Origin of the sequence: Phytohabitans kaempferiae (assembly GCF_042433955.1) — a bacterium.
GTDB lineage: Bacteria > Actinomycetota > Actinomycetes > Mycobacteriales > Micromonosporaceae > Phytohabitans > Phytohabitans kaempferiae.
The window spans coordinates 1-20,410 of the sequence record NZ_JBHLUH010000003.1 but is presented as its reverse complement, the minus strand read 5'-3'; the positions used below and the strand labels follow the sequence as shown (position 1 = coordinate 20,410).

Below are 20,410 nucleotides of genomic sequence, written 5' to 3'. Positions count from 1 at the left end.
GGCCGGATGTATGCCTCCTCGCGAAAGGAGACGGGCGGTGCCCAGCGTACCTGGTAGAGAGCGAGCGGCACGCACCGGCTGCCTCGTCCACAGGGGTGCTGACACCCACTTATCCGGTGACCACGCCGACAACCGTGACTACACAGAGTACGGCACAGATGGCCGCTGCGACGTATCGCACAAGTGACAGTCGCACGCGGCGAAGCAACCACCGCCCCAACAGCACCGCCAGCCCCGAGACCACCGCCAACGCCGCCCACGAGCCGAGGAAGAACGGGATGGCCGGCTGGCCGCTCGCCACCAGGCCGGCGGTGAGGAGCTGGGACAGATCGCCCCACTCGGCGGTGAAGAGTACGGCGAAGCTGGTGCCGGCCGCCCGCCAGCCACCGCACGGAGGCGTCACCTTCTCGGAGTACTCCTTCTCCTGCTGCCACTCCTTCCCGGCCGGACTCTATCGGCCGGAGGCGGACACGAGCCGCGAATGCCTCGACCAGGGCGTGGCAGAGGGTCACAAGGCCCTGGTCAGGGCGGGACGACCAGGCATCAACGCATCGTATGACCTCGATCTGATCTTTTAGACGATCGTCAATGGCCTTAGCGTTTGGTGCCACCCCCTACGAAGGAGTGCCTCAATGCGCATCCGCCTCACCGTGGCCGCCATCGCCGCTACCGTCACCGGCGCCCTGACCCTCCCCGGCGTCGCCGTCGCCGACGACGCCACCCCGATGATCATTGGTGGCGGTACCGTCTCCTCCGCCCCCTGGGCCGCGGCCGTGTTCAGCAACGGTTCGTTCACCTGCTCCGGCACGATCATTTCCGCCAACTGGGTGCTCACCGCTCGCCACTGCGTCAGCGGCACGATGTCCGTGCGGGTCGGCAGCGTCAACCGCTCCTCCGGCGGCGTGACCCGTAGCGTCACCGCGGCGTACGCCCGCTACGACCTGGCGCTGATGCAGCTCAACAGCCCGGTGAGCACGTCGTACGTGACGCTGGCCAGCAGCAACCCGCCGTTGAGCTCGACCAACTCGATCTACGGCTGGGGCATGACCTGCTACAGCGGTTGCAGCGCCTCCACGCAACTGAAGACCGCCAGCGTCCGCGTGACCAGCAACAGCGCCACGGACGCGTACGGCGGCCAGGCGATCCGCACGACCCGGATCAACGGGAACGCGTGGCGGGGCGACTCGGGCGGTCCGCAGTTCTACAACGGCCAGCAGGTCGGCGTCGCCTCCACCGCCGACGGCCAGAGCATCCAGAACTACGGCAGCGTCGCGTACAACCGTGCCTGGATTCGCTCTGTGTCTGGTGTGTGACGGTTACGGCCTCAAGCTGCGCGGCGCGGGCGCATGTCCGCGCCGCGCGGTTTTGCGCTGGGCGGGCACGCGTGGCGATTGCCGGCACGTCGCTGCCCGGAAAGTCCTACTTTCTCGTAGTGCTCGTCGTCACAACGGACGACCTGCCCGGCTACCACATACACGCGGTACTGGGCGAAGTGATCGTCTCGCTTGCCCGTACCAGAAACGCGTTCGCGGAGGGCGTCAAGTCACTCCGCGGCGGCGCGTACGACCCGCGCGCCCCCGAACACCTCCTGCGCTGGCGCACCGAAGCCGTCTCCCAACTGGGCCAGGCCGCGCGCCAACGGGGCGCGAACGCGGTGCTCGGGATGCGCTTCGACCACCGCGACACCGGGACACTCTGGGTCGAGCTGTGCGCATACGGCACCGCCGTCGTGGTCACGAAGGTGCTGTGAAAACAGTGGAGCATCTCACTGCCTTGAGCCACCGGCCAAGCGCCGGCCGTATGTGGGGCCGGTGGGCCGCACAGCCCGCTACTTGGCGGGCCGTGTCACGCCGCTGGGTCGGGGAGGTTCTCCCCGGCCCAGCGCGCGAGGTCGTCGAGCACCGGCATCAGCGACTCGCCGCGCTCGGTGAGCTGGTAGCTCACTCCCACCGGTGGGCCTTCGCGGACCGTACGCGTGATGAGGCCGAGCCGGGCCAGCTCGTTGAGCCGGTCGGAGAGGACCGACTCGCTGATGCCCTCGATCGCCCGCGCCAGCTCGGCGAAGCCCGCCGGCCCGCTCGCGAGGACGCCGATGAGCACGCCGTTCCACCGCTTGCCGAGGAAGGTGAACGCCCGCGTCAGCCGCTGGTCGCAGGCGCGCGGGTCGTGACCGGCTCGGTTGGGGGACATGAAATCAAGAGTACGCAGCGACGCGGGACAGTCCATGATCGGCCACTTTCCCAGCGGACACACCGGTAGCGTGCGCCCATGACCTCCCCACCCCCGGGTCAGGATCCGTACCAATACCGGTACCAGGATCCCAACCCGTACGGCTATCCGACCTCCGGTGTGCCGCAGCACTACTCGCCCAGCCCGTACGCGCCGGCGCCGTACTCGCCCGGCCCCTACGGCTACGCCGGCTCGTACGGCTTCGACCCGCTCACCGGCCTGCCGTACTCGGACAAGAGCCGAGTCGCCGCCGGGCTGCTGCAACTCCTGCCCGGCTTTCTCATCGGGCTCGGCGGCATCGGTCGCCTGTACGCCGGCAACATGGGGCTGGGCATCGCGCAGATCGTGCTGACGCTGGTCGGCTGGATCTCGTTCTGGTGCGGGTTCCTGCTGGTCTTCCCGTTCATCATCTACTTCGGACTCTGGCTGTGGTTCACGATCGACGGCATCGTGGTGCTCGCCGGCCGCCCGATGGACGGCCAGGGACGCCTGCTCCGCTGAGACCGGATCCGCCGGGCTCTGCCGATCGACGCGGGCAGGGCCGCCGCCTCAGAGGATCGGCGCGGGCGCGTACGCGGCCGCCTGCGGATGGCGGGCGACCACCGCCGCCACGCGGTCGACCACCGCGCGCACCTGGGCCGGCGCGGCGCCCACGAATGCCTCCCGATCGGCGACCAACGCGTCGATCTCGGCACGCGTCAGCCCAAGCCGGCTGTCGAGCGCGAGCCGGTCGAAGAGGTCGTTTTCCGCGACGCCCTTCTCGCGCATCGCCAGCGCCACCGCGACCGCGTGCTCCTTGATCGCCTCGTGGGCCGACTCCCGCCCGACGCCCCGCCGCACCGCCGCCACCAGGATCTTCGTCGTGGCGAGGAAGGGCAGGTAGCGGTCGAGTTCCCGGGCGATCACCGCCGGGTACGCCCCGAACTCGTCGAGCACCGTCAGGAACGTCTGGAACAGCCCGTCGGTGGCGAAGAACGAGTCCGGCAGCGCGACCCGGCGCACCACCGAGCAGGAGACGTCGCCCTCGTTCCACTGGTCGCCGGCCAGCTCGCCGACCATCGACAGGTAGCCGCGGACGATCACGGCGAGCCCGTTGACCCGCTCGCTGGAGCGCGTGTTCATCTTGTGGGGCATCGCCGACGAGCCCACCTGCCCGGGCCGGAACCCCTCGGTGACCAACTCCTGCCCCACCATCAGCCGGATCGTCGTGGCCAGCGAGGAAGGGGCGGCGACGAGCTGCGCCAGCGCCGCCACAGTGGCGAAGTCGATTGACCGCGGGTACACCTGGCCGACGCTGTCCAGCACGCGACTGAAACCCAGGTGCTGGGCCACGCGCCGCTCCAGCTCGGCCAGCCGCTCGGCGTCACCGTCGAAGAGGTCGAGCTGGTCGGCCGCCGTGCCAACCGGGCCTTTGACGCCGCGCAGCGGGTACCACTCGATCAGGTCTTCCAGCCGCTCGTACGCGATCAGCAGCTCCTCCGTCGCCGACGCGAACCGCTTGCCCAGCGTGGTGGCCTGCGCCGCGACGTTGTGCGAGCGGCCGGTCATCACCAGGTCGGAGTGCTCGATGGCGAGGCGGGACAGCCGCGCGAGGGTGGCGACGGCACGGTCGCGGACCAGCTCCAGCGACCGGCGCACCTGCAACTGCTCGACGTTTTCGGTCAGGTCACGGGACGTCATGCCCTTGTGCACGTGCTCGTGGCCGGCGAGCGCGCTGAACTCCTCGATCCGCGCCTTCACGTCGTGGCGGGTAACCCGCTCGCGGGCGGCGATCGACGCGAGGTCGACCTGGTCGAGCACCTGCTCGTACGCCTCGACGACCCCCTCAGGCGCCTCGATGCCCAGGTCGCGCTGGGCGCGCAGGACAGCGACCCAGAGTCGCCGCTCCAGCCGCACCTTCTCCTCCGGCGCCCAGATCGCGGTCAGCTCGGTGGACGCGTAGCGGGCGGCGAGCACATTGGGGATCACCCGCCCATTCTCACAGGTCAGCGTTCCAGGATTGCGACCACGCCCTGACCGCCCGCCGCACAGATGGAGATCAGCCCGCGCCCGCTGCCCTTCTCCTCGAGCAGCTTGGCGAGCGTCGCGACGATCCGGCCGCCGGTCGCGGCGAAGGGGTGACCCGCCGCCAGCGACGAACCGTTGACGTTGAGCTTGGACCGGTCGATCGAGCCGAGCGGGGCGTCCAGGCCCAGCTTCTCCTTGCAGAACTCGGGCGACTCCCAGGCCGCAAGCGTGGCGAGCACCTGCGACGCGAACGCCTCGTGGATCTCGTAGAAGTCGAAGTCTCGCAGCGTGAGCCCACGCCGGGCGAGCAGCCTCGGCACCGCGTACGCCGGGGCCATGAGCAGCCCTTCCCCGCCGTGTACGAAGTCGACCGCCGCCGTCTCCGCGTCGACGAACCAGGCCCGCACCGGCAGGCTGTGCGCCGAGGCCCACTCCTCCGAGGCGAGCAGCACCAGCGCCGCGCCGTCGGTGAGCGGCGAGGAGTTGCCCGCGGTCATCGTCGGCTCGCCGCCCGGCGCGCGGAACGCCGGCTTGAGCGAGGCCAGCTTCTCCAGCGAGGTGTCCGGCCGCAGGTTTTGGTCGCGGCTCAGCCCCAGGTACGGCGTGAGCAGGTCGTCGAAGAAGCCGCGTTCGTACGCCGCCGCCAGCCGCTGGTGCGACTCCAGCGCGAGCCCGTCCTGGTCTTCGCGCGTGATGCCCCACTCCAGTGCGGTGACCGCCGCGTGCTCGCCCATCGAGAGCCCGGTGCGCGGCTCGGCGTTGCGCGGGACGTCGGGCCGGAAGGGCTGGAGCGGGCGCAGCCCGGTCGCCGCCCGCAGCCGCCCACCGAGCGACCGGGCCGAGTTGATCCGGAGGAGCGCCCGGCGCATGTCTTCGTTGAGCTGGAGCGGCGCGTCCGATGTGGTGTCGACGCCACCGGCGATGCCCGCCTCGATCTGGCCGAGGGCGATCTTGTTGGCGACGAGAATGGCCGCCTCCAGCCCGGTGCCGCACGCCTGCTGCACGTCGTACGCCGGCGTGTGCGGATCGAGCCGGGAGCCGAGCACCACCTCGCGGGTCAAGTTGAAGTCGCGCGAGTGCTTCAGCACCGCGCCGGCCGCCACCTCGCCCAGGCGCTGGCCGGCCAGCCCGTGGCGGGCGACCAGGCCGTCGAGCGCGGCGGTGAGCATGTCCTGGTTGGACGCGGTGGCATACCTGCTGTTGGACCGGGCGAACGGGATCCGGTTGCCACCGAGGATCGCGACTCTCCGCACGGACTTCCCCTCCCAGATAACCTTACTCGTCAGTAGGATACTCGTATGACCGAGCGAAGCGAGCGAATCATCGGGCAGAGTGCGATTGGATCCTCGTGGCCGCGCGCAGCGAAGCGAGCACGGCCATGAGTGACCGCTACGCGAGCTTCGCAAACTCTGGCCCGGGCCGGGCGGTCGTCAAGCGCCTCGGCCTGCCCGCCCCGCCCCGCCTGCGCCGCTACCACCTCGGCGACCCCCTGGTCCCCGGTCCCGTGCTGCTCGACTCGGCGCCCGGCGGGCGCCTGCACGAGCCGGTGCGCGAGATCCTCAAGGCCGCCGGGATCGGCGACGGGGGCGAGCGATACAGCGCGCTGATCTTCGACGCGAGCGGCGTCACCGACTCCACCGGCCTCCGCGCGCTGTACGACTTCTTCCATCCACACGCCCGTTCGCTCACCTCCTCCGGCCGCGTGATCGTGCTCGGCACCCCGCCGGAGGCGTGCGATTCGCCGCGCGAGGCCACCGCCCAGCGGGCGCTCGAAGGGCTGACCCGCAGCATCGGCAAGGAGTTCGGCCGGGGCACGACCGCCCAGCTCGTCTACGTGACCCCCGGCGCGGAGAGCGCGATCGAGTCGACGGTCCGCTTCCTGCTCTCCGGTCGCTCGGCGTACGTCTCCGGCCAGGTCATCCGCATCGGCCCGGCGGCCGCGGTCAATCCGCCGGCCGACTGGGAGCGTCCGCTCGACGGCAAGATCGCGCTGGTCACCGGCGCGGCCCGGGGCATCGGCGCGGCCATCGCCCGCGTGCTGGCCCGCGACGGCGCGCAGGTCATCGCCCTGGACGTGCCCGCCGCCGGCGACGCACTCGCCGCGGTGGCCAACGACATCCGGGGTACGGCCTATCAGCTCGACCTCACCACCGCCGGCGCGCCCGACCGGCTGGCCGACCACATCGGCGGGCGGCACGGGCGGGTCGACATCGTGGTGCACAACGCCGGCATCACGCGCGACAAGACGATCGCCCGCATGGACGCCGACCGGTGGGACTCGGTGCTCGACGTCAACCTCTCCAGCCAGGAGCGGATCAACGAGATACTCCTCGATCGCGGTCTGATCCCCGACGGCGGGCGCCTGATCGGCGTGGCCTCGATCGCGGGCATCGCCGGCAACCGCGGCCAGACCAACTACGCGACCAGCAAGGCCGGCGTGATCGGCCTGGTGCGGTCGATGGCGCCGGTGCTCGCCGAGCGGGGCATCACCATCAACGCGGTGGCGCCCGGCTTCATCGAGACCCGCATGACCGCCAAGATGCCGATGATGCTCCGCGAGGCGGGCCGCCGCATGAACAGCATGTCGCAGGGGGGCCTCCCGATCGACGTGGCGGAGACCATCGGCTGGTTCGCCTCCCCCGCCTCCGGTGGCATCACCGGAAACGTCGTCCGCGTCTGCGGCCAGAGCCTCCTGGGGGCGTGATGTACGCGCGCGCCGCGATCGGCCTGGTGCCCGGCTTCGCCCGGCCCGACCGGCTGCCCGACACGATGTCGCAGCGGCAGGGCGTGCGGATCGATCGCGCCCACCTGGCCGACTACAACCGGGTCTGCGGCTTCCGCCTCACCGACCGGCTGCCGGCGACCTATCCGCACGTCCTCGCGTTCCCGCTGGCGTTCCGGCTGATGTCGGGGCGCGACTTCCCGTTTCCCGTGATCGGGCTGGTACACGTGGCCAACCGCATCGAGCTGCGCCGCCCGATCGACGCCGGCGAGCCGCTCGACCTGGCGGTACACGCGGCCGACCTGCGCGAGCACGCGCGCGGGCGGCAGCTCGACGTCGTGTCGACAGCCATGGTCGACGGCGAGGTGGTGTGGCGGGACGTCTCGACGTACCTGCGCCGCGAGGGCACAGGGTCGTCCGGCGGGGCCAGGGGCGACCGGGCCGAGCCGCCGCCCGCGTCGGCCCGCTGGCGCCTGACGCCCCGGGTCGGCACCGACTACGCGCGCGTATCCGGCGACCACAACCCCATCCACACCTCGCGGCTCGGCGCGCGGCTCTTCGGCTTCGCCCGCCCGATCGCGCACGGCATGTGGAGCAAGGCGCGCTGCCTGGCCGCGCTGGAGGGGCGGCTGCCAGAGGCGTACACAGTGGACGTCTCGTTCAAGCTGCCCGTGCTCCTACCGTCCACAGTGGCCTTCTCCGCCACCGGGGCCGCAGGGACCGCTGAGGTCGCCGAGGCCATTGAGGCCACTGAGGTCCGCGGGGCCGCTGGGGTCGCCGCGGCCGCGGCTCCGGAGTGGACGTTCGCCTTGCACAGTGCCAAATCGGGCAAGCCACACCTGGACGGCACGATCACGGCGTGACCGGAGCCGTCCAGGTCTCGCCGCGCAGGAGCTGGGCGGCGCCCATCCAGACGATGTTCATCATCCGGGTAGCGGTCTTCTCCGGGTCGGCCTCGGGATGGTCGGCAAGCCAGTCGGCAAGCGACTCCGAGGCGCCGACCAGCGCATGCGCCGTGACCTCCAGATCGATGTCGCGGACCTCGCGCCCCTCGGCGGCGAGCGCCCGCCCCAGCATCACGGCGACCACCTCGACCATCCGCTCGCGCATCTCCGCCGACGCGCTCGCGAACGGCTGCTGCCCGCGCGCCTGCCGGTAGAGCACCGCCCAACCGTCCCGGTGCGCGCCGACGAAGCCGAAGAACGCCCGCAACCCCCGCCAGAGCTGCTGATCCGGAGTGTCGGCGCCGACCACCTCGGCCGCGATCGCCTCCATCAGGCGGTTGCCCTCGCGCTCCAGACAGGCGACGAAAAGCTCCTCCTTGGTGCCGAGGTACGCGTACACCATCGGCTTGGAGATGCCGGCGTCTTCGGCGATCTCGTCCATGCTCGCGGCGTGGAAACCTCGCCGGGAGAAAACCCGCACGGCGGAGTCGAGCATTTGCTGCTCACGTACCGCCCTCGGTAGTCGTTTGAATGTGGGGGTGTCTGGAACCGCGGTCACCCTTGCCAGCATACCTACTCGTGCGTAGGGTTACGCACGAGTAAGTTACTACTCAGCCGGAGGCAACGACCGATGACCGACTTCGACCTGTCTGACTTCTCCAGTGTCGACCCGAAGCAGTTCGCCCAGATCGTGAAGTCCGCGTCGGACGCGCAGATCAAAGAGGTGATGGCGAGCGACCTGCGCAAGAAGGTCCTTGACGAGGTGTTCGCCCGCATGCCCACGCTCTTCCGTCCAGACCGGGCCGGCGCGACCAACGCGGCCATCCACTGGAACATCACCGGCGGACCCGACGGCAGCGTGGACAGCTACGAGGTCGTCATCGAAAACGGCGTCTGCACTCTCTCGCCGTCGCCCGAGCGCGACCCGAAGCTGAGCCTCACGATGGGGCCGGTCGAGTTCCTCAAGGTGGTCTCCGGGTCCGGCAACCCGGTGATGATGTTCATGACGGGCAAGCTGAAGGCAAAGGGCGACCTCGGCCTCGCGGCCAACATCGCCAACCTGTTCGACATCCCCAAGGCCTGACATGCCCGAGTTCTCGCTTGACCTCAACGAGGAACAGCGGGACCTGCGCGACTGGGTGCACGGCTTCGCCGGAGAGGTCGTGCGCCCAGCCGCCGCCGAGTGGGACGCGCGCGAGGAGACGCCCTGGCCTCTGATCCAGGAGGCCGCCAAGATCGGGCTGTACGGCTTCGAGTTCCTCGCCAACTGCTGGTCCGACCCCACCGGCCTCTCGCTGCCCATCGCCAACGAGGAGCTGTTCTGGGGCGACGCGGGCATCGGCCTCGCACTCCTCGGCACCTCGCTCGCGGTCGCCGCGATCTACGGCTCGGGCACGCCGGACCAGATGGTCGAGTGGGTCCCGCCCTGCTTCGGCACCGTCGACGAGCCGGCGGTGGCCGCGTTCTGCAACACCGAGCCGGAGGCCGGCTCCGACGTGGGCGCGATCCGCACTCGCGCGGTATACGACGAGGCCACCGACGAGTGGGTCCTCAACGGGCAGAAGGCGTACGCCACCAACGGCGGGATCGCGGCCATCCACGTGGTGACCGCCGTGGTCGACCCGGAGCTCGGCTCGCGCGGGCACGCGGCGTTCGTCGTACCGCCGGGCACGGCCGGGCTCACCTCGCCCGGCAAGCTCAAGAAGCTGGGGCTGCGCGCGTCGCACACCGCCGACGTGTTCCTCGACGACGTACGCGTGCCGGGGCGGTGCCTCCTCGGCGGGCGGGAGGCGCTGCTGGAGCGGCTCGACCGGGCGCGTTCCGGGCAGCGGGCGGCCGGGCAGGCGGCGATGCGCACGTTCGAGCTGAGCCGCCCGACAGTGGGCGCGCAGGCGATCGGCGTGGCCCGCGCCGCGTACGAGTACGCGCTGGAGTACGCCCGTGGCCGCGTGCAGTTCGGCCGCCCGATCGTGCAAAACCAGGCGGTGGCGTTCGCGCTCGCCGACATGAAGATGGAGATCGACGCCGCCCGGCTGCTCGTGTGGCGGGCCGCCTGGATGGGGCGCAACAACCGCGTGTTCGAGGCGGGCGAGGGCTCGATGTCCAAGCTCAAGGCCGGCGAGGTCGCGGTCGCCGTCACCGAGAAGGCGGTGCAGCTGCTCGGCGGCGCCGGCTACCTGCGCGAGCACCCCGTCGAGCGGTGGTACCGGGACGCCAAGATCTACACCATCTTCGAGGGCACGTCCGAGATCCAGCGACTGGTCATCTCGCGCGCCATCTCCGGGACCCAGATTCGATGATCACCCCCTTCGTCGTGGCCACCCTGACCCGACGAGGGTTGCTCACGCCCGGGTCGCCGGTGCGGATAGCCGCGCAGATCAACGCGTTGCGCCGGTGGGGCTTCAGCCTCTCCGGCGAGCTGCGCCAGGCGGCCGCCCGCGACCCGGAGCGCACCGCGGTGATCGACGAGCGGCGCGGCGAGGTGACGTACGGCCAACTGCTGGGCAACGCCGAGCGGCTGGCCCGGACGCTGCGCGGCACCACCGGCGTAGGCGCCGGCGACCGCATCGGCCTGCTCGGCCGCAACCACGCCGGCATGGTCGAGGCGATGGTGGCGGGCACACTGCTCGGCGCCGACACCGTGCTGATCAACACAGGGCTCTCCCCGGCGCAGGTCGCCACTGTGGCCGAGGAGCAAGGGCTGCGAGTCCTGGTCCACGACACCGAGTTCGCCGAAAAGGCGTTCGCGCTACCGGCCACAGTGGAGCGGATCACCGAGGAGCGGGCGGCGGAACTGGTCGCCACCGCGCCTCCCGGCGAGCTGCGCCCGCCCGAGCGAGCTGGCCGCACGATCGTGCTGACCTCGGGCACCACCGGCACGCCCAAGGGCGCCCGCCGCCGCACGCCGAGTGGCTTCGGCCCGCTGGTATCGATCATCCATCGCATCCCGCTGCGCGCCCGAGACCGCATCATGATCGCGGCGCCGCTCTTCCACACCTGGGGATACGCGGCGCTCCAGGTGTCGTTCGCACTCCGGGCCACCGTCGTGCTCCAGCGCCGCTTCGAGGCCGCCGGCTGCGTCGCCCTGGCCGCACAGCATCGGGTACGGGGACTCTTCGCCGTACCGGTGATGCTCCAGCGATTGCTGGAGGTGGCGCCGCCGGCGTCCAACCCGCTGCGGGTCGTGGCGGTGAGCGGCTCGGCGCTCCCCGGCGGGCTGGCCACGCGCTTCATGGACGCCTACGGCGACGTGCTCTACAACCTGTACGGCTCGACCGAGGTCTCGTGGGCCTCCATCGCCACGCCGCGTGACCTGCGTACCGCCCCGCAGACCGCCGGCCGGCCGCCACACGCCACGCGGCTGGCGATCCTCGGCCCGAGCGGCCAGCCCGTCCCGCCCGGACAGGTGGGACGGATCTTCGTGGGCAACGAGATGCTCTTCGAGGGGTACACCTCGGGCGTCGACAAGGAGACGCACGACGGCCTGATCGCCACCGGCGACCTCGGCTGCGTCGACCGGGAGGGGCTGGTCTTCGTCGTCGGCCGGGAAGACGACATGATCATCTCGGGCGGCGAAAACGTCTTTCCGTCCGAAGTGGAGCACCTGCTCGCCGACCTGCCTCAGGTGCGCGAGGTCGCGGTGATCGGCGTGCCGGATCCCGAGTACGGCCAGCGCCTCGCCGCCTACCTCGCGCTGCACTGGGGCGAGACGCTCGACGCCGACGCGGTACGCGAGTACGTGCGCCGCTACCGGGCCCGTTACTGCATACCGCGAGACGTGTACTTCGTGCCGTACCTGCCGCGCAACGCCACCGGCAAAGTGGTCGTACGCGACCTGCCTAGACCTCGCTGATCTCGTGGGCCTCGGCCGTGGCGCTGATCTGCTTCGACTTCACCGGCCCGCCGCCGACGGTCTTGAGCAGGTACGTGTGGCGCACGGTCTCGCCCGGCGCCGCGCCACCGCACGAGAAGGCGAACTCCTGCGAGCCCTCGGCCGGGAACGTGCCGTAGACGCCCGGCCCGTCCACGGAGATCGTGACGTTGTCGGCGCCGGTCACCTTCCACTCCACGATCACCGGTACGCCCTCGACCGGGTACTCGGTGGTCCCCTGTGGACACTGAGGCTTCTGCTTGACGCGGAACCAGGCGATCCGCGGGCCGCTGTCCTCCGCCGGCGGGCGGGTCGTGGTCGTCGTCTTGGTGGTCTGCGTGTGCCTGGGCGTCTCGCGCGTCGCGGTGGGGCTGGGCGTCGCCTCGGGCGTGGCCTCGGCCGTGCCGAGCCCGGCGGTGCTGTCAGGTGACGGCGTGCTGCCGGCACCGTAGCCACCACCACCGCGTTCCCCGCCACGATCGAAGGAGAGGCAGCCAGCGACCGCGCCGATCGAGCTGGCGAACACCACAGCGCCCGCGAGCACGAGCATTGCCGTCCGGTTCTTCATGACACAGACGGTAAGTTCTCGGTGGCGTTGTGGTAATCCCGTGTTCGTGCCGTTAAGGGCGCTGGACCCGTCCCTCCACCGCCGCGAGCGCGATGTCGGAGCGGTGGTGTGCGCCATCCAGGGTCACGCCGTCGACCAGCGCGTAGGCGGCCGCACGGGCGGCGGACAGGTCGGGGCCGGTCGCCGTACCACAGAGGACACGGCCGCCCGCGGAGACGAGCGCACCGTCGGTGGCCCGGCGGGCGGTGCCGGCGTGGATGATCCCGGCGCGATCGGCGCCGGTGATGACATCGCCGGTACGGGCCGACGCCGGATACCCCTGCGAGGCCACCACCACGGTGACCGCCGCGCCCGGCTGCCACCGCAGTGGGGCGTGCTCGGCGAGCGCGCCGGTCGCGGCGGCGTGCAGCAGCCCGGCGAGCGGCGTCTCCAGCAGCGCGAGCACCACCTGCGTCTCCGGGTCGCCGAAGCGCGCGTTGAACTCGATCACCCGCGGCCCCGCCTTGGTCAGCGCCAGCCCGATGTAGAGCAGCCCCGCGAACGGCGTGCCGCGGCGGCGCATCTCGGCGAGCGTGGGGTGGGCGACCGCGCCCATGACCTCGTCGACCAGGCCGGCGGGCGCCCAGTCGAGCGGCGCGTACGCGCCCATGCCGCCGGTGTTGGGGCCGCTGTCGCCGTCGCCGACCCGCTTGAAGTCCTGCGCGGGCATCAGCGGCACCGCCGCCTCGCCGTCGGTCACCACGAAGAGCGAGACCTCGGGACCGTCGAGGTACTCCTCGATCACCACTCGCCCACACGCCTCCGCGTGGGCGAGCGCCACCTCGCGGTCGTCGGTGACCACGACGCCCTTGCCGGCGGCGAGGCCGTCGTTCTTCACCACGTACGGCGCGCCGAACTCGTCGAGCGCCCGCTCGGCCTCGGCCCGCGTCTCGCAGGTGAACGCCCGCGCGGTGGGCACGGCGGCCGCCGCCATGACGTCTTTGGCGAACGCCTTCGAGCCCTCGAGCTGCGCCGCCTCCTGGGACGGCCCGAAGCACGCGATCCCCTTGGCGCGCACGGCATCGGCGACGCCCGCGACGAGCGGCGCCTCCGGCCCGACGACCACCAGGTCGGCGCCGACCTCGACGGCGAGCGCCGCGACGGCCCCGGGGTCGGTCACCGCGACGGTGTGGATCTCCGCGAGGTCGGCGATCCCCGGGTTACCAGGCGCCGCGATCAGCTGGTCGACGGCCGGATCCTTGGCGAGCCCGACGGCGAGCGCATGCTCCCGCCCTCCGCCGCCGATGAGTAGTACGCGCACGCGTCGGATCCTAGCCCCGCCGGTTGATCATGGTCCAAGCAGCGACAATCCGGACGAAATGCTCGGGTTAGAGGAGTTCGTGGCGGACCACGTTCTCCTCACGGCCCGGGCCGACACCGATGATGGAGACCCGCGTGCCGACCAGCTCCTCGATGCGCTCCACGTACGCGCGGGCGTTGGCCGGCAGGTCGCTGAACGTGCGCGCCTTGGTGATGTCCTCCCACCAGCCGTCGTGCTCCTCGTAGATCGGCTTGGCGTGATGGAACGCGGTCTGCGTCATCGGCATCGTGTCGACCCGCTCGCCGTCGATCTCGTACGCCACGCAGATCGGCACCTTCTCCAGCCCGGTCATCACGTCGAGCTTGGTGACCACCAGGTCGGTGATGCCGTTGAGGCGGGTCGCGTACCGGGCCACCACCGCGTCGAACCAGCCGCAGCGGCGCTCACGGCCGGTCGTCGTGCCGTACTCAGCGCCGATCTTGCGGAGGTGTGCCCCGTTTTCGTCGAAAAGCTCGGTCGGGAAGGGGCCGGAGCCGACCCGCGTCGTGTACGCCTTGCTGACCCCGATCACCTTCGAGATGGCGGTCGGCGGGATGCCGGCTCCCACGCACGCCCCGCCGGCCGAGGGGTTGGACGAGGTCACGAAGGGGTACGTGCCGTGGTCCATGTCGAGCATCGTGGCCTGGGCACCCTCAAGCAGGATCGTGTCGCCACGGTCGAGCGCGTCCCACAGGATCGTGCGGGTCTCCGCGATGTACGGCCGGAGCCGCTCCGCGTACGCGAGGTACTCATCCACCACCGCGGAGGTGTCGAGCGCCTTGCGGTTGTACACCTTGAAGAGGATCTGGTTTTTCTCCCGCAGCACAAGCTCCAATTTTTTGCGGAGGATGCCGGGGTCGAGGAGATCCTGGAGGCGGATGCCCATGCGGGCGACCTTGTCGCCGTACGCCGGGCCGATGCCACGGCCGGTAGTGCCGATTCGCGACGACCCGAGGTAGCGCTCCACCACGCGGTCGAGCGCGCGGTGGTGCGGCATGATCAGGTGGGCGTCGCCAGAGATGCGGAGGCGCGACACGTCGACCCCCCGCTCGGCGAGCCCGTCGATCTCGCCGATCAGCACCTTGGGGTCGACCACCACACCGTTGCCGATGACGATCATCGCGCTGGGCGAGAGCGCGCCCGACGGCATGAGGTGCAGGGCGTACTTCTGGCCGTCTGGCGTGATCACCGTGTGGCCCGCATTGTTGCCGCCCGAGTAACGGACGACGTAGTGGACCCGCTCACCCAGCAGGTCGGTAACCTTGCCCTTGCCCTCGTCGCCCCACTGAGCGCCGATGAGCACGATCGCTGGCATCTCTTTCCCGCCTTACTGGGGGCTCGGGTGCCAGTGTGGCGACCGCGTGGCGAGCCCGAGGTGTCAGGCTAACAAGAAGTTTCGTCCAGCTCAGCGCTGGCCATGGAGATCAGCAGGGGGTCACCGCCGGTGTACGACGTGGTGTTGCTCACGCTCGGCGGCGGCTGTGGCGCACCGCGCGTGCCGGTGCTCGCCTGCGCCGACGCACTGACGGCCGCCGGCGCGACCGTGGAGACGGTCACGGCCGAGTCCGACGCCGACATCGACGCAACCCTCGACGGCCGCCGACTGGTGGTCGCGAGCGCCACCGACGGGCAGTTGCGCGCGGTCATCCGTCGCATGGTCCGCCGGGCCGCCCCCGCGCCCAGCAAGCGCCCCGCTGACCTGCCCGCCAACCGCACCGTGCCCGACCTGCCGCCGATCGGCCTGCTCCCGCTCGACCCCACCGCCGACGACCTCGCGTCCCAGCTCGACCTCCCGCGCGACCCGGCCGAGGTGGCCAAGGCGGTGCTTGGCGACAAGGTGCGCCGCCTTGACCTGCTCCGCAACGATGGTGGCTCGGTCACGCTGGACGGTGCGCTGGTCGGGTCCTCGCCCGACGTCGGGGAGGTCTTGTGGCACGGGCGCGTGGAGGTCGACGACGCGGTGCTGAGCGATGGCGCTGACCCCATCCTGGCCTGTGCGGTCGGCAACGGCGGCGGTTACGCGCGCCTCGACGGGCTGCCGCTGCTCACCACCCCCGACCCGGCCGACGGCGTGGTCGAGGTCGCCGTCGCGGTCCCGGTGGTCGCCCAGCGCCTGCTGCGCCGCCCCCGCATGCGGATCGAGGTCCGCCGCGCGCGCGGCCGCGCCGTCGCCATCACGCCCCGTGAGTCCGAGATCGAGTACGTCGACGACGGCGTCCGCGGCACCCTGAGCCACAAGCGTTCGTGGTGGATCGAGCCGGGCGCCTGGGCGGTGTACGTCCGCTGACTCCTGTGCGAGGCTGCCGGATGGGAGAGGAGGTTGCACGGTGGACGAGGATCGGCCGAAGTCGCGTCAGGTGCCAGTTGGCCCCAACCGCGGCGTCAAGCCGCTGTGGCCCACGCCCGACTACACGCCGGAGGAAGACCTCGCGCCCGCGCCGGTCGCGCCACCTCCGCAGCCGGTAGCCGAGCCCTTCCCACCGGCCGGCGCGCCCGGTTGGGGCAGCGCTGCCACCGACGGCGGCGGGCATCCTGGCGCTGGCCAGCCCGGCTTTGACGGCGCCCAGCAGCCCGGACCGGGAGGCCCTGCCTTCGGCGGGCCGCACCCGGGCGGCGGCCCCGGCTCCAGCGGCCCCCGCTACGACGGGGCCGCCTCAGGTGTCGGCCCCGGCTTCGGCACGGCCGACTCGCGCGCGCCAGCGGTCGGTGGACAGCCTTCCGCCGCAGCGGGCGAGCCGCAGGGATGGGTCGACGGCAGCGACAACCTTCCGCCAGGCGTGTGGCATCTGGCGGGCGCCTCCCCGCACGCCGAGCCGCCTACGCCGGTGCACAACGGGCCGCCGATCGCCACCACGCCGCCGGCTGGGATTCCGGTCGCGTCGGGCCACTCCGGCGGCATCCCACTGCCCTCGCTGCCACCGACCTCGGCGCCGCCGGTGACGTCTTCGCCGCCCGCCGAGTACGCCCCGCCGATCCCCCCAGCGTCTTCGGCCCCTCCGGCCTCACCAGTCCCACCGCTCTCACCGGTCTCGCCAGCGTCACCGGCCACCTCAGCTCCGCCGCACATCTCGGCGGCGCCCGCGTCGGCCCCGCCGATGCCCGGCCCACCGACATCCGCGCCGCCGTTCTCTGCCCCGCCGGCAACCTCCGCGCCGCCCGCGCATTCTGGGCCGCCGGTGGCCGCCGCGCCGCCGGCCGCGACCTCGGCGCCGCCGATGGCATCCGCGCCGCCTGGGGGCTACGTGCCGCCGGCCTCGGTGCCGCCAGGGGCCTACGGTGCGCCGGCTCCGGACGCATACGGCCAGGGCGGGTCGCCGGCGCAATCTACCTACGGCCAGCCCGTGTCTGGGCAGCCTGCCTACGGCCAGCCCGTCTCAGCCCAACCAATCTCAGGGCAGCCTGTCTCAGGTCAGCCCGTCTCAGGTCAGCCGATTTCAGGTCAGCCTGTCTCAGGTCAGCCTGTCTCAGGTCAGCCTGTGCCCTGGGCGACGGCGGAGGCCGGATACGCGGGTCAGGCGCCCGCCGCCAACCAGCCCGGGGGCAACGCAGCCGCCGGGACGCCCAACGGCGCCGTGGCATTCGGCAACGCGGCGCAGGGCGCGGTGGCACACGGCGCGCAGCAGGGCGGGCCGGGCGTGTGGGGTTCGCCGGTCGGCAACCAGTCTCTGCAGCCGCCCGCCGACCCCTGGGCCGGCGCGGCGCCGCTGCACCATCCGCCGGGCTCGCCGTGGGCTACCCCGCCGGGCCACGCCGCGCACGGTGCCGCCCCGCCGACCGACCACGGACAGCCTGGTCACGGAGCCGTGGGCAGCCAGCACGCCGGCGGGCATCCGGGCTACGCGCCGGGCCAGCACGCGGGCAACGAGCACGGCGCCACGCATCCTGGCTACGCGCCACACGCACAGCACGCCCACGCCGGCGGTCCCGATGGCAACGGCCATCTCGCGGCACCGCAGCACGAGCAGCCGGCGCCGCAAGGCCAGCCATCAGCTCACGGCCAGCCAGCACCGCACCACGGCCAGCCAGGACCACACCACGCGCACGCCGCAACACACAGCCACGCCGCTCAGCAGGGCTACAACGGTCAGCCGGGCTACGCCGACCAGCAGGGCTACAGCCAGCCGGGCTATGCGGGCGAGCAAGGGTACAACGGCCAGCCGGCGCAGGGCTGGGGCGCCTTCGGGCCGGGCCAGGGCGAGCCGGCGACCCAGCCCGGCATCGGCCAGCCGCCGCCCGTCGCCAGTCCGCCGCAGATGCCGTACCAGGAGCAACCCCCGCGCGCGGCGGAGGCGGGCGTGCCGACGGCGGAGGAGTTCGCGCGGCGCCGCGCGGTCCGGCCGCCCGACCCGGTGGCCCGCACCGGCGTGCGCGCGGCCGTCAACAAGACCACGCTGGGCCTGGTCAGGCTGGCCCCGGGCCGCCACGAGCAGGAGTTCCGGCAGGACGTCGAGAAGGTGCGGCGCAACTTCGGCGGGCTGCGCCAGGTGACCGTGGTCAACCCCAAGGGCGGTGCCGGCAAGACCGTGGCGGTGCTGCTGCTGGCGATGACGTTCGGGCAGAAGCGGGGCGGCTACGTGCTGGCCTGGGACAACAACGAGACCCAGGGCACGCTCGGCATGCGGGCGCAGCAGGATTTCCACAGCCGTACGGTGCGCGACATGCTCCGCGACCTCTCCAGCTTCCAGGGGGCGCACGGGCGGGTCGGTGACCTGTCGCAGTACGTGCGGTCGCAGGGCGAGGGCATGTTCGACGTACTCGCGTCGGACGAGTCGGCGACGGCGGGCGAGATGCTGACGGCGCACGCGTTCGGGGAGATCCGTGAGGTGGTGAGCCGGTTCTACAAGTTGATCTTTGTGGACACCGGCAACAACGTACGCGCGCAGAACTGGCAGGCTGCCATCGACGCCACTGACCAGCTCGTGCTCACCATGTCGGCCCGTAACGACTCGGCCGAGACTGCCGCCCGCATGCTCGACCACCTCGAACAGAGCGGGCGCACTCGGCTGGTGCGGCAGGCGGTCACCGTCGTGTCGATGCCGTCCCGGTCCAAGGAAATCGACCTGCCGCCGATCCAGCGGCACTTCGAGGCGCGCACGCGGGCGGTGCTGCTCGTGCCGTACGACCGGCAAGTCGACACCGGCGAGCCCCTTCAGTACGGCCAGCTCTCCAACGCCACGCTCGACGCCTGGCTCAAGGTGGCCGCGGCGGTCTCCGAGGGTCTCTGACGGCCCATGTCGAAAACCTCCCGCCGGTCTCGACCTATGGGGTAGTAAGGCGTCGAGACCTGGAGGCAGGCATGAAGTACCTGATCATGATTTGGCACAACCCGAAGTCGCGGGAGATCTGGGAGAGCTTCTCCGACGCCGAACGAGCGGAGGGCTGGCAGGCGTACGCCGCACTGAACGAGAGCCTCGCCGCCTCCGGCGAGCTGGTCGTCTCCGAGGCGCTGGCCGATCCCTCGCAGGGGCGGCGCGTACCGGCCGCGGAGGGGCAGTCGCTCGCCACCGACGGGCCGTTCCCGGAGGCCAAGGAGCAACTGGCCGGCTTCTACCTGGTCGACTGCGAGAGCTACGACCGGGCGATGGAGATCGCCGGCCAGGTGCCGGAGGCCGATCTCGGCCTGGTCGAGGTGCGCCCGATCCTCTCGATGAACGGCCCGGACATGTGAGCAGCGTCGAGGCGCTGCTGCGGGAGCACGCACCGCAGGTGCTCGCCGCGCTCGTGCGGCGCCACGGCGGCTTCGAGACCTGCGAAGCCGCCGTGCGGGAGGCGTTGCTCGCGGCTGCCACACAGTGACCGGTCGAGGGCGTGCCGGCCAACCCTCGGGCTAGGGCCGCCAACGCCCAGGCGGACTGGTGCGGTGGCCACCAACGTTCACCGGCTGACCGGCGGCCTTCGGCCGCTGGTCAGCCGGGCCGGCGAAGCCGGCAAGGGTCAGTGGACCGCGCTAATCCGAAAATGAGCGTTACTGGGCGTGCGGCAGCGTCCCGGTGTAGCGCAGCGGAGCCGGGTCGAGGGTTGCTGGTGTGGTTATGTGGCGGGTTGGAGGGTGACCTGGTAGCCGAGGGCGTTTAGGCTGCGGATGTGGTTGCGGATGGCGTGTTGGGTGCCGGTACGGGTGTCGTGGTGGTCGGGTCCGAGGTCGATGAACCTGGCTTGCTCGTCGTTGAGTAGGTGCCAGATGATGGTCAGGATGGATCGGCCGATGGCGACGACGGCTTTCTTTTTGCCCCGGCGTCTGGCGATGCGGCGGTAGCGCTCGCCGAGGAAGGTGCTGGTTTTTGACGCGCCGACGGCGGCTTCGCCCAGGGTGCGGGCCAGGTATGGGTTGCCGTGCCCGGTGGCGCCGTTGCCTTTGTTCTTGCCAGCGGATTGTTTGACGCCGGGGGCGAACTTGACCCAGGAGGCCAGGTGGCCGGGGGTGGGGAATCGGGTCATGTCCACCCCGATCTCGGCGAGGATGGCGTGGGCGGCGGTGGTAGCGACGCCGGGGATTTCATCCAGGCGGGTCACCGCCGCGGCGAAAGGGGCGACCAGCTCCGCGATGCGCTGCTCGACCGTGGTGATATCGGCGTTGATGGCGTCGATCTGGGCGAGCATCCGGGCCAGCAGGAACGCGTGGTGCTCGCTGAAGCGGCCGACGAAAGCCTCTTGCAGTTGGGGCAGTTTGGTACGCATGCGTGTGCGGGCCAGTTGAGCGAGGGTCTTCGGGTCGCGTTCCCCGGCGATC

At 71.5% G+C, this 20,410-nt stretch carries 21 protein-coding genes and 2 pseudogenes; 13 read left to right on the top strand and 10 right to left on the bottom strand.

Annotated elements, in window-relative coordinates; genetic code table 11:
• Positions 1-109: 109 nt before the first annotated feature.
• The gene (locus ACFFIA_RS00525; protein WP_377243540.1) at positions 110-403 is read right to left on the bottom strand and encodes a TMEM165/GDT1 family protein; all 294 of its coding nucleotides are present in this window, start codon (positions 401-403) and stop codon (positions 110-112) included.
• Positions 404-632: 229 nt separating this feature from the next.
• Between ACFFIA_RS00525 and ACFFIA_RS00520 the strand changes: the two genes are divergently transcribed.
• Positions 633-1,313 carry a S1 family peptidase gene (locus tag ACFFIA_RS00520; protein ID WP_377243537.1) on the top strand — a complete coding sequence of 227 codons (681 nt, stop codon included), beginning with the start codon at positions 633-635 and terminating at the stop codon, positions 1,311-1,313.
• Between the two features lie 119 nt (positions 1,314-1,432).
• A pseudogene (locus tag ACFFIA_RS00515) lies at positions 1,433-1,735 on the top strand (heavy metal-binding domain-containing protein); the annotation flags it as partial.
• 110 nt (positions 1,736-1,845) lie between these two features.
• Here ACFFIA_RS00515 and ACFFIA_RS00510 read toward each other — a convergent pair.
• A complete protein-coding gene (locus ACFFIA_RS00510) occupies positions 1,846-2,190 on the bottom strand; it encodes a winged helix-turn-helix transcriptional regulator (RefSeq protein ID WP_377243534.1) in 345 nt (114 codons plus the stop codon).
• 78 nt (positions 2,191-2,268) lie between these two features.
• Here ACFFIA_RS00510 and ACFFIA_RS00505 point away from each other — a divergent pair, with 78 nt between their 5' ends.
• Positions 2,269-2,730: a hypothetical protein gene (locus ACFFIA_RS00505; RefSeq protein WP_377243531.1), complete on the top strand. Its 462-nt coding sequence runs from the start codon at positions 2,269-2,271 to the stop codon at positions 2,728-2,730.
• 48 nt (positions 2,731-2,778) lie between these two features.
• On the opposite strand, the gene purB is transcribed toward ACFFIA_RS00505, so the two are convergent.
• The gene (gene purB, locus ACFFIA_RS00500; protein ID WP_377243528.1) at positions 2,779-4,197 is read right to left on the bottom strand and encodes an adenylosuccinate lyase; all 1,419 of its coding nucleotides are present in this window, start codon (positions 4,195-4,197) and stop codon (positions 2,779-2,781) included.
• Between the two features lie 17 nt (positions 4,198-4,214).
• Positions 4,215-5,507: an acetyl-CoA C-acetyltransferase gene (locus ACFFIA_RS00495; RefSeq protein ID WP_377243837.1), complete on the bottom strand. Its 1,293-nt coding sequence runs from the start codon at positions 5,505-5,507 to the stop codon at positions 4,215-4,217.
• Positions 5,508-5,614: 107 nt separating this feature from the next.
• Between ACFFIA_RS00495 and ACFFIA_RS00490 the strand changes: the two genes are divergently transcribed.
• Both ACFFIA_RS00490 and ACFFIA_RS00485 read left to right on the top strand, forming a co-directional pair.
• Positions 5,615-6,940: a 3-oxoacyl-ACP reductase gene (locus tag ACFFIA_RS00490; RefSeq protein ID WP_377243525.1), complete on the top strand. Its 1,326-nt coding sequence runs from the start codon at positions 5,615-5,617 to the stop codon at positions 6,938-6,940.
• Positions 6,940-7,821, top strand: coding sequence for a MaoC/PaaZ C-terminal domain-containing protein (locus ACFFIA_RS00485; RefSeq protein ID WP_377243834.1), 882 nt, complete (start codon positions 6,940-6,942; stop codon positions 7,819-7,821). The genes ACFFIA_RS00490 and ACFFIA_RS00485 overlap by 1 nt, the downstream gene beginning before the upstream one ends.
• Here ACFFIA_RS00485 and ACFFIA_RS00480 read toward each other — a convergent pair.
• The gene (locus ACFFIA_RS00480) at positions 7,811-8,473 is read right to left on the bottom strand and encodes a TetR/AcrR family transcriptional regulator (protein WP_377243522.1); all 663 of its coding nucleotides are present in this window, start codon (positions 8,471-8,473) and stop codon (positions 7,811-7,813) included. The two genes, ACFFIA_RS00485 and ACFFIA_RS00480, sit on opposite strands and share 11 nt — an antisense overlap.
• Positions 8,474-8,533: 60 nt before the next feature.
• Between ACFFIA_RS00480 and ACFFIA_RS00475 the strand changes: the two genes are divergently transcribed.
• Genes ACFFIA_RS00475 through ACFFIA_RS00465 form a run of 3 tightly spaced genes read left to right on the top strand, consistent with a single transcriptional unit; the run spans position 8,534 to position 11,755 of the window.
• Positions 8,534-8,986: an SCP2 sterol-binding domain-containing protein gene (locus ACFFIA_RS00475; protein WP_377243519.1), complete on the top strand. Its 453-nt coding sequence runs from the start codon at positions 8,534-8,536 to the stop codon at positions 8,984-8,986.
• A 1-nt stretch (position 8,987) separates the two neighbouring features.
• The gene (locus ACFFIA_RS00470) at positions 8,988-10,202 is read left to right on the top strand and encodes an acyl-CoA dehydrogenase family protein (RefSeq protein ID WP_377243516.1); all 1,215 of its coding nucleotides are present in this window, start codon (positions 8,988-8,990) and stop codon (positions 10,200-10,202) included.
• Positions 10,199-11,755 carry an AMP-binding protein gene (locus tag ACFFIA_RS00465; protein WP_377243512.1) on the top strand — a complete coding sequence of 519 codons (1,557 nt, stop codon included), beginning with the start codon at positions 10,199-10,201 and terminating at the stop codon, positions 11,753-11,755. Before ACFFIA_RS00470 ends, ACFFIA_RS00465 begins: the two co-directional genes overlap by 4 nt.
• Here the strand turns inward: ACFFIA_RS00465 and ACFFIA_RS00460 are convergent.
• From ACFFIA_RS00460 to ACFFIA_RS00450, 3 genes are all read right to left on the bottom strand, one after another.
• Positions 11,742-12,341: a hypothetical protein gene (locus tag ACFFIA_RS00460; RefSeq protein WP_377243509.1), complete on the bottom strand. Its 600-nt coding sequence runs from the start codon at positions 12,339-12,341 to the stop codon at positions 11,742-11,744. The genes ACFFIA_RS00465 and ACFFIA_RS00460 overlap by 14 nt on opposite strands.
• A 52-nt stretch (positions 12,342-12,393) precedes the next feature.
• On the bottom strand, positions 12,394-13,641 hold the full coding sequence (purD, locus tag ACFFIA_RS00455) for a phosphoribosylamine--glycine ligase (RefSeq protein WP_377243506.1): 1,248 nt from the start codon (positions 13,639-13,641) through the stop codon (positions 12,394-12,396).
• Positions 13,642-13,708: 67 nt separating this feature from the next.
• Positions 13,709-14,995 (bottom strand): adenylosuccinate synthase, encoded by a 1,287-nt coding sequence (locus ACFFIA_RS00450; RefSeq protein WP_377243503.1) that lies wholly within the window; start codon positions 14,993-14,995, stop codon positions 13,709-13,711.
• A 129-nt stretch (positions 14,996-15,124) separates the two neighbouring features.
• On the opposite strand from ACFFIA_RS00450, the gene ACFFIA_RS00445 reads away from it, so the two are divergent.
• Positions 15,125-15,967, top strand: coding sequence for a diacylglycerol kinase family protein (locus ACFFIA_RS00445; protein WP_377243831.1), 843 nt, complete (start codon positions 15,125-15,127; stop codon positions 15,965-15,967).
• A 456-nt stretch (positions 15,968-16,423) separates the two neighbouring features.
• Positions 16,424-17,104 (top strand): annotated as a pseudogene (locus ACFFIA_RS00440) (hypothetical protein); the annotation flags it as partial.
• Here the strand turns inward: ACFFIA_RS00440 and ACFFIA_RS00435 are convergent.
• Positions 17,005-17,259: a pentapeptide repeat-containing protein gene (locus ACFFIA_RS00435; RefSeq protein ID WP_377243500.1), complete on the bottom strand. Its 255-nt coding sequence runs from the start codon at positions 17,257-17,259 to the stop codon at positions 17,005-17,007. The pseudogene ACFFIA_RS00440 and the gene ACFFIA_RS00435 overlap by 100 nt on opposite strands.
• Here ACFFIA_RS00435 and ACFFIA_RS00430 point away from each other — a divergent pair.
• From ACFFIA_RS00430 to ACFFIA_RS00420, 3 genes are all read left to right on the top strand, one after another.
• On the top strand, positions 17,157-18,905 hold the full coding sequence (locus ACFFIA_RS00430; protein WP_377243498.1) for a chromosome partitioning protein: 1,749 nt from the start codon (positions 17,157-17,159) through the stop codon (positions 18,903-18,905). The genes ACFFIA_RS00435 and ACFFIA_RS00430 overlap by 103 nt on opposite strands.
• Before the next feature lie 71 nt (positions 18,906-18,976).
• Positions 18,977-19,348, top strand: coding sequence for a YciI family protein (locus tag ACFFIA_RS00425; RefSeq protein WP_377243495.1), 372 nt, complete (start codon positions 18,977-18,979; stop codon positions 19,346-19,348).
• A complete protein-coding gene (locus tag ACFFIA_RS00420) occupies positions 19,345-19,476 on the top strand; it encodes a hypothetical protein (RefSeq protein ID WP_377243493.1) in 132 nt (43 codons plus the stop codon). Before ACFFIA_RS00425 ends, ACFFIA_RS00420 begins: the two co-directional genes overlap by 4 nt.
• A 234-nt stretch (positions 19,477-19,710) precedes the next feature.
• On the opposite strand, the gene ACFFIA_RS00415 is transcribed toward ACFFIA_RS00420, so the two are convergent.
• Positions 19,711-20,410: transposase (locus ACFFIA_RS00415; protein ID WP_377243491.1), on the bottom strand; the 700-nt coding region annotated here is incomplete at its 5' end.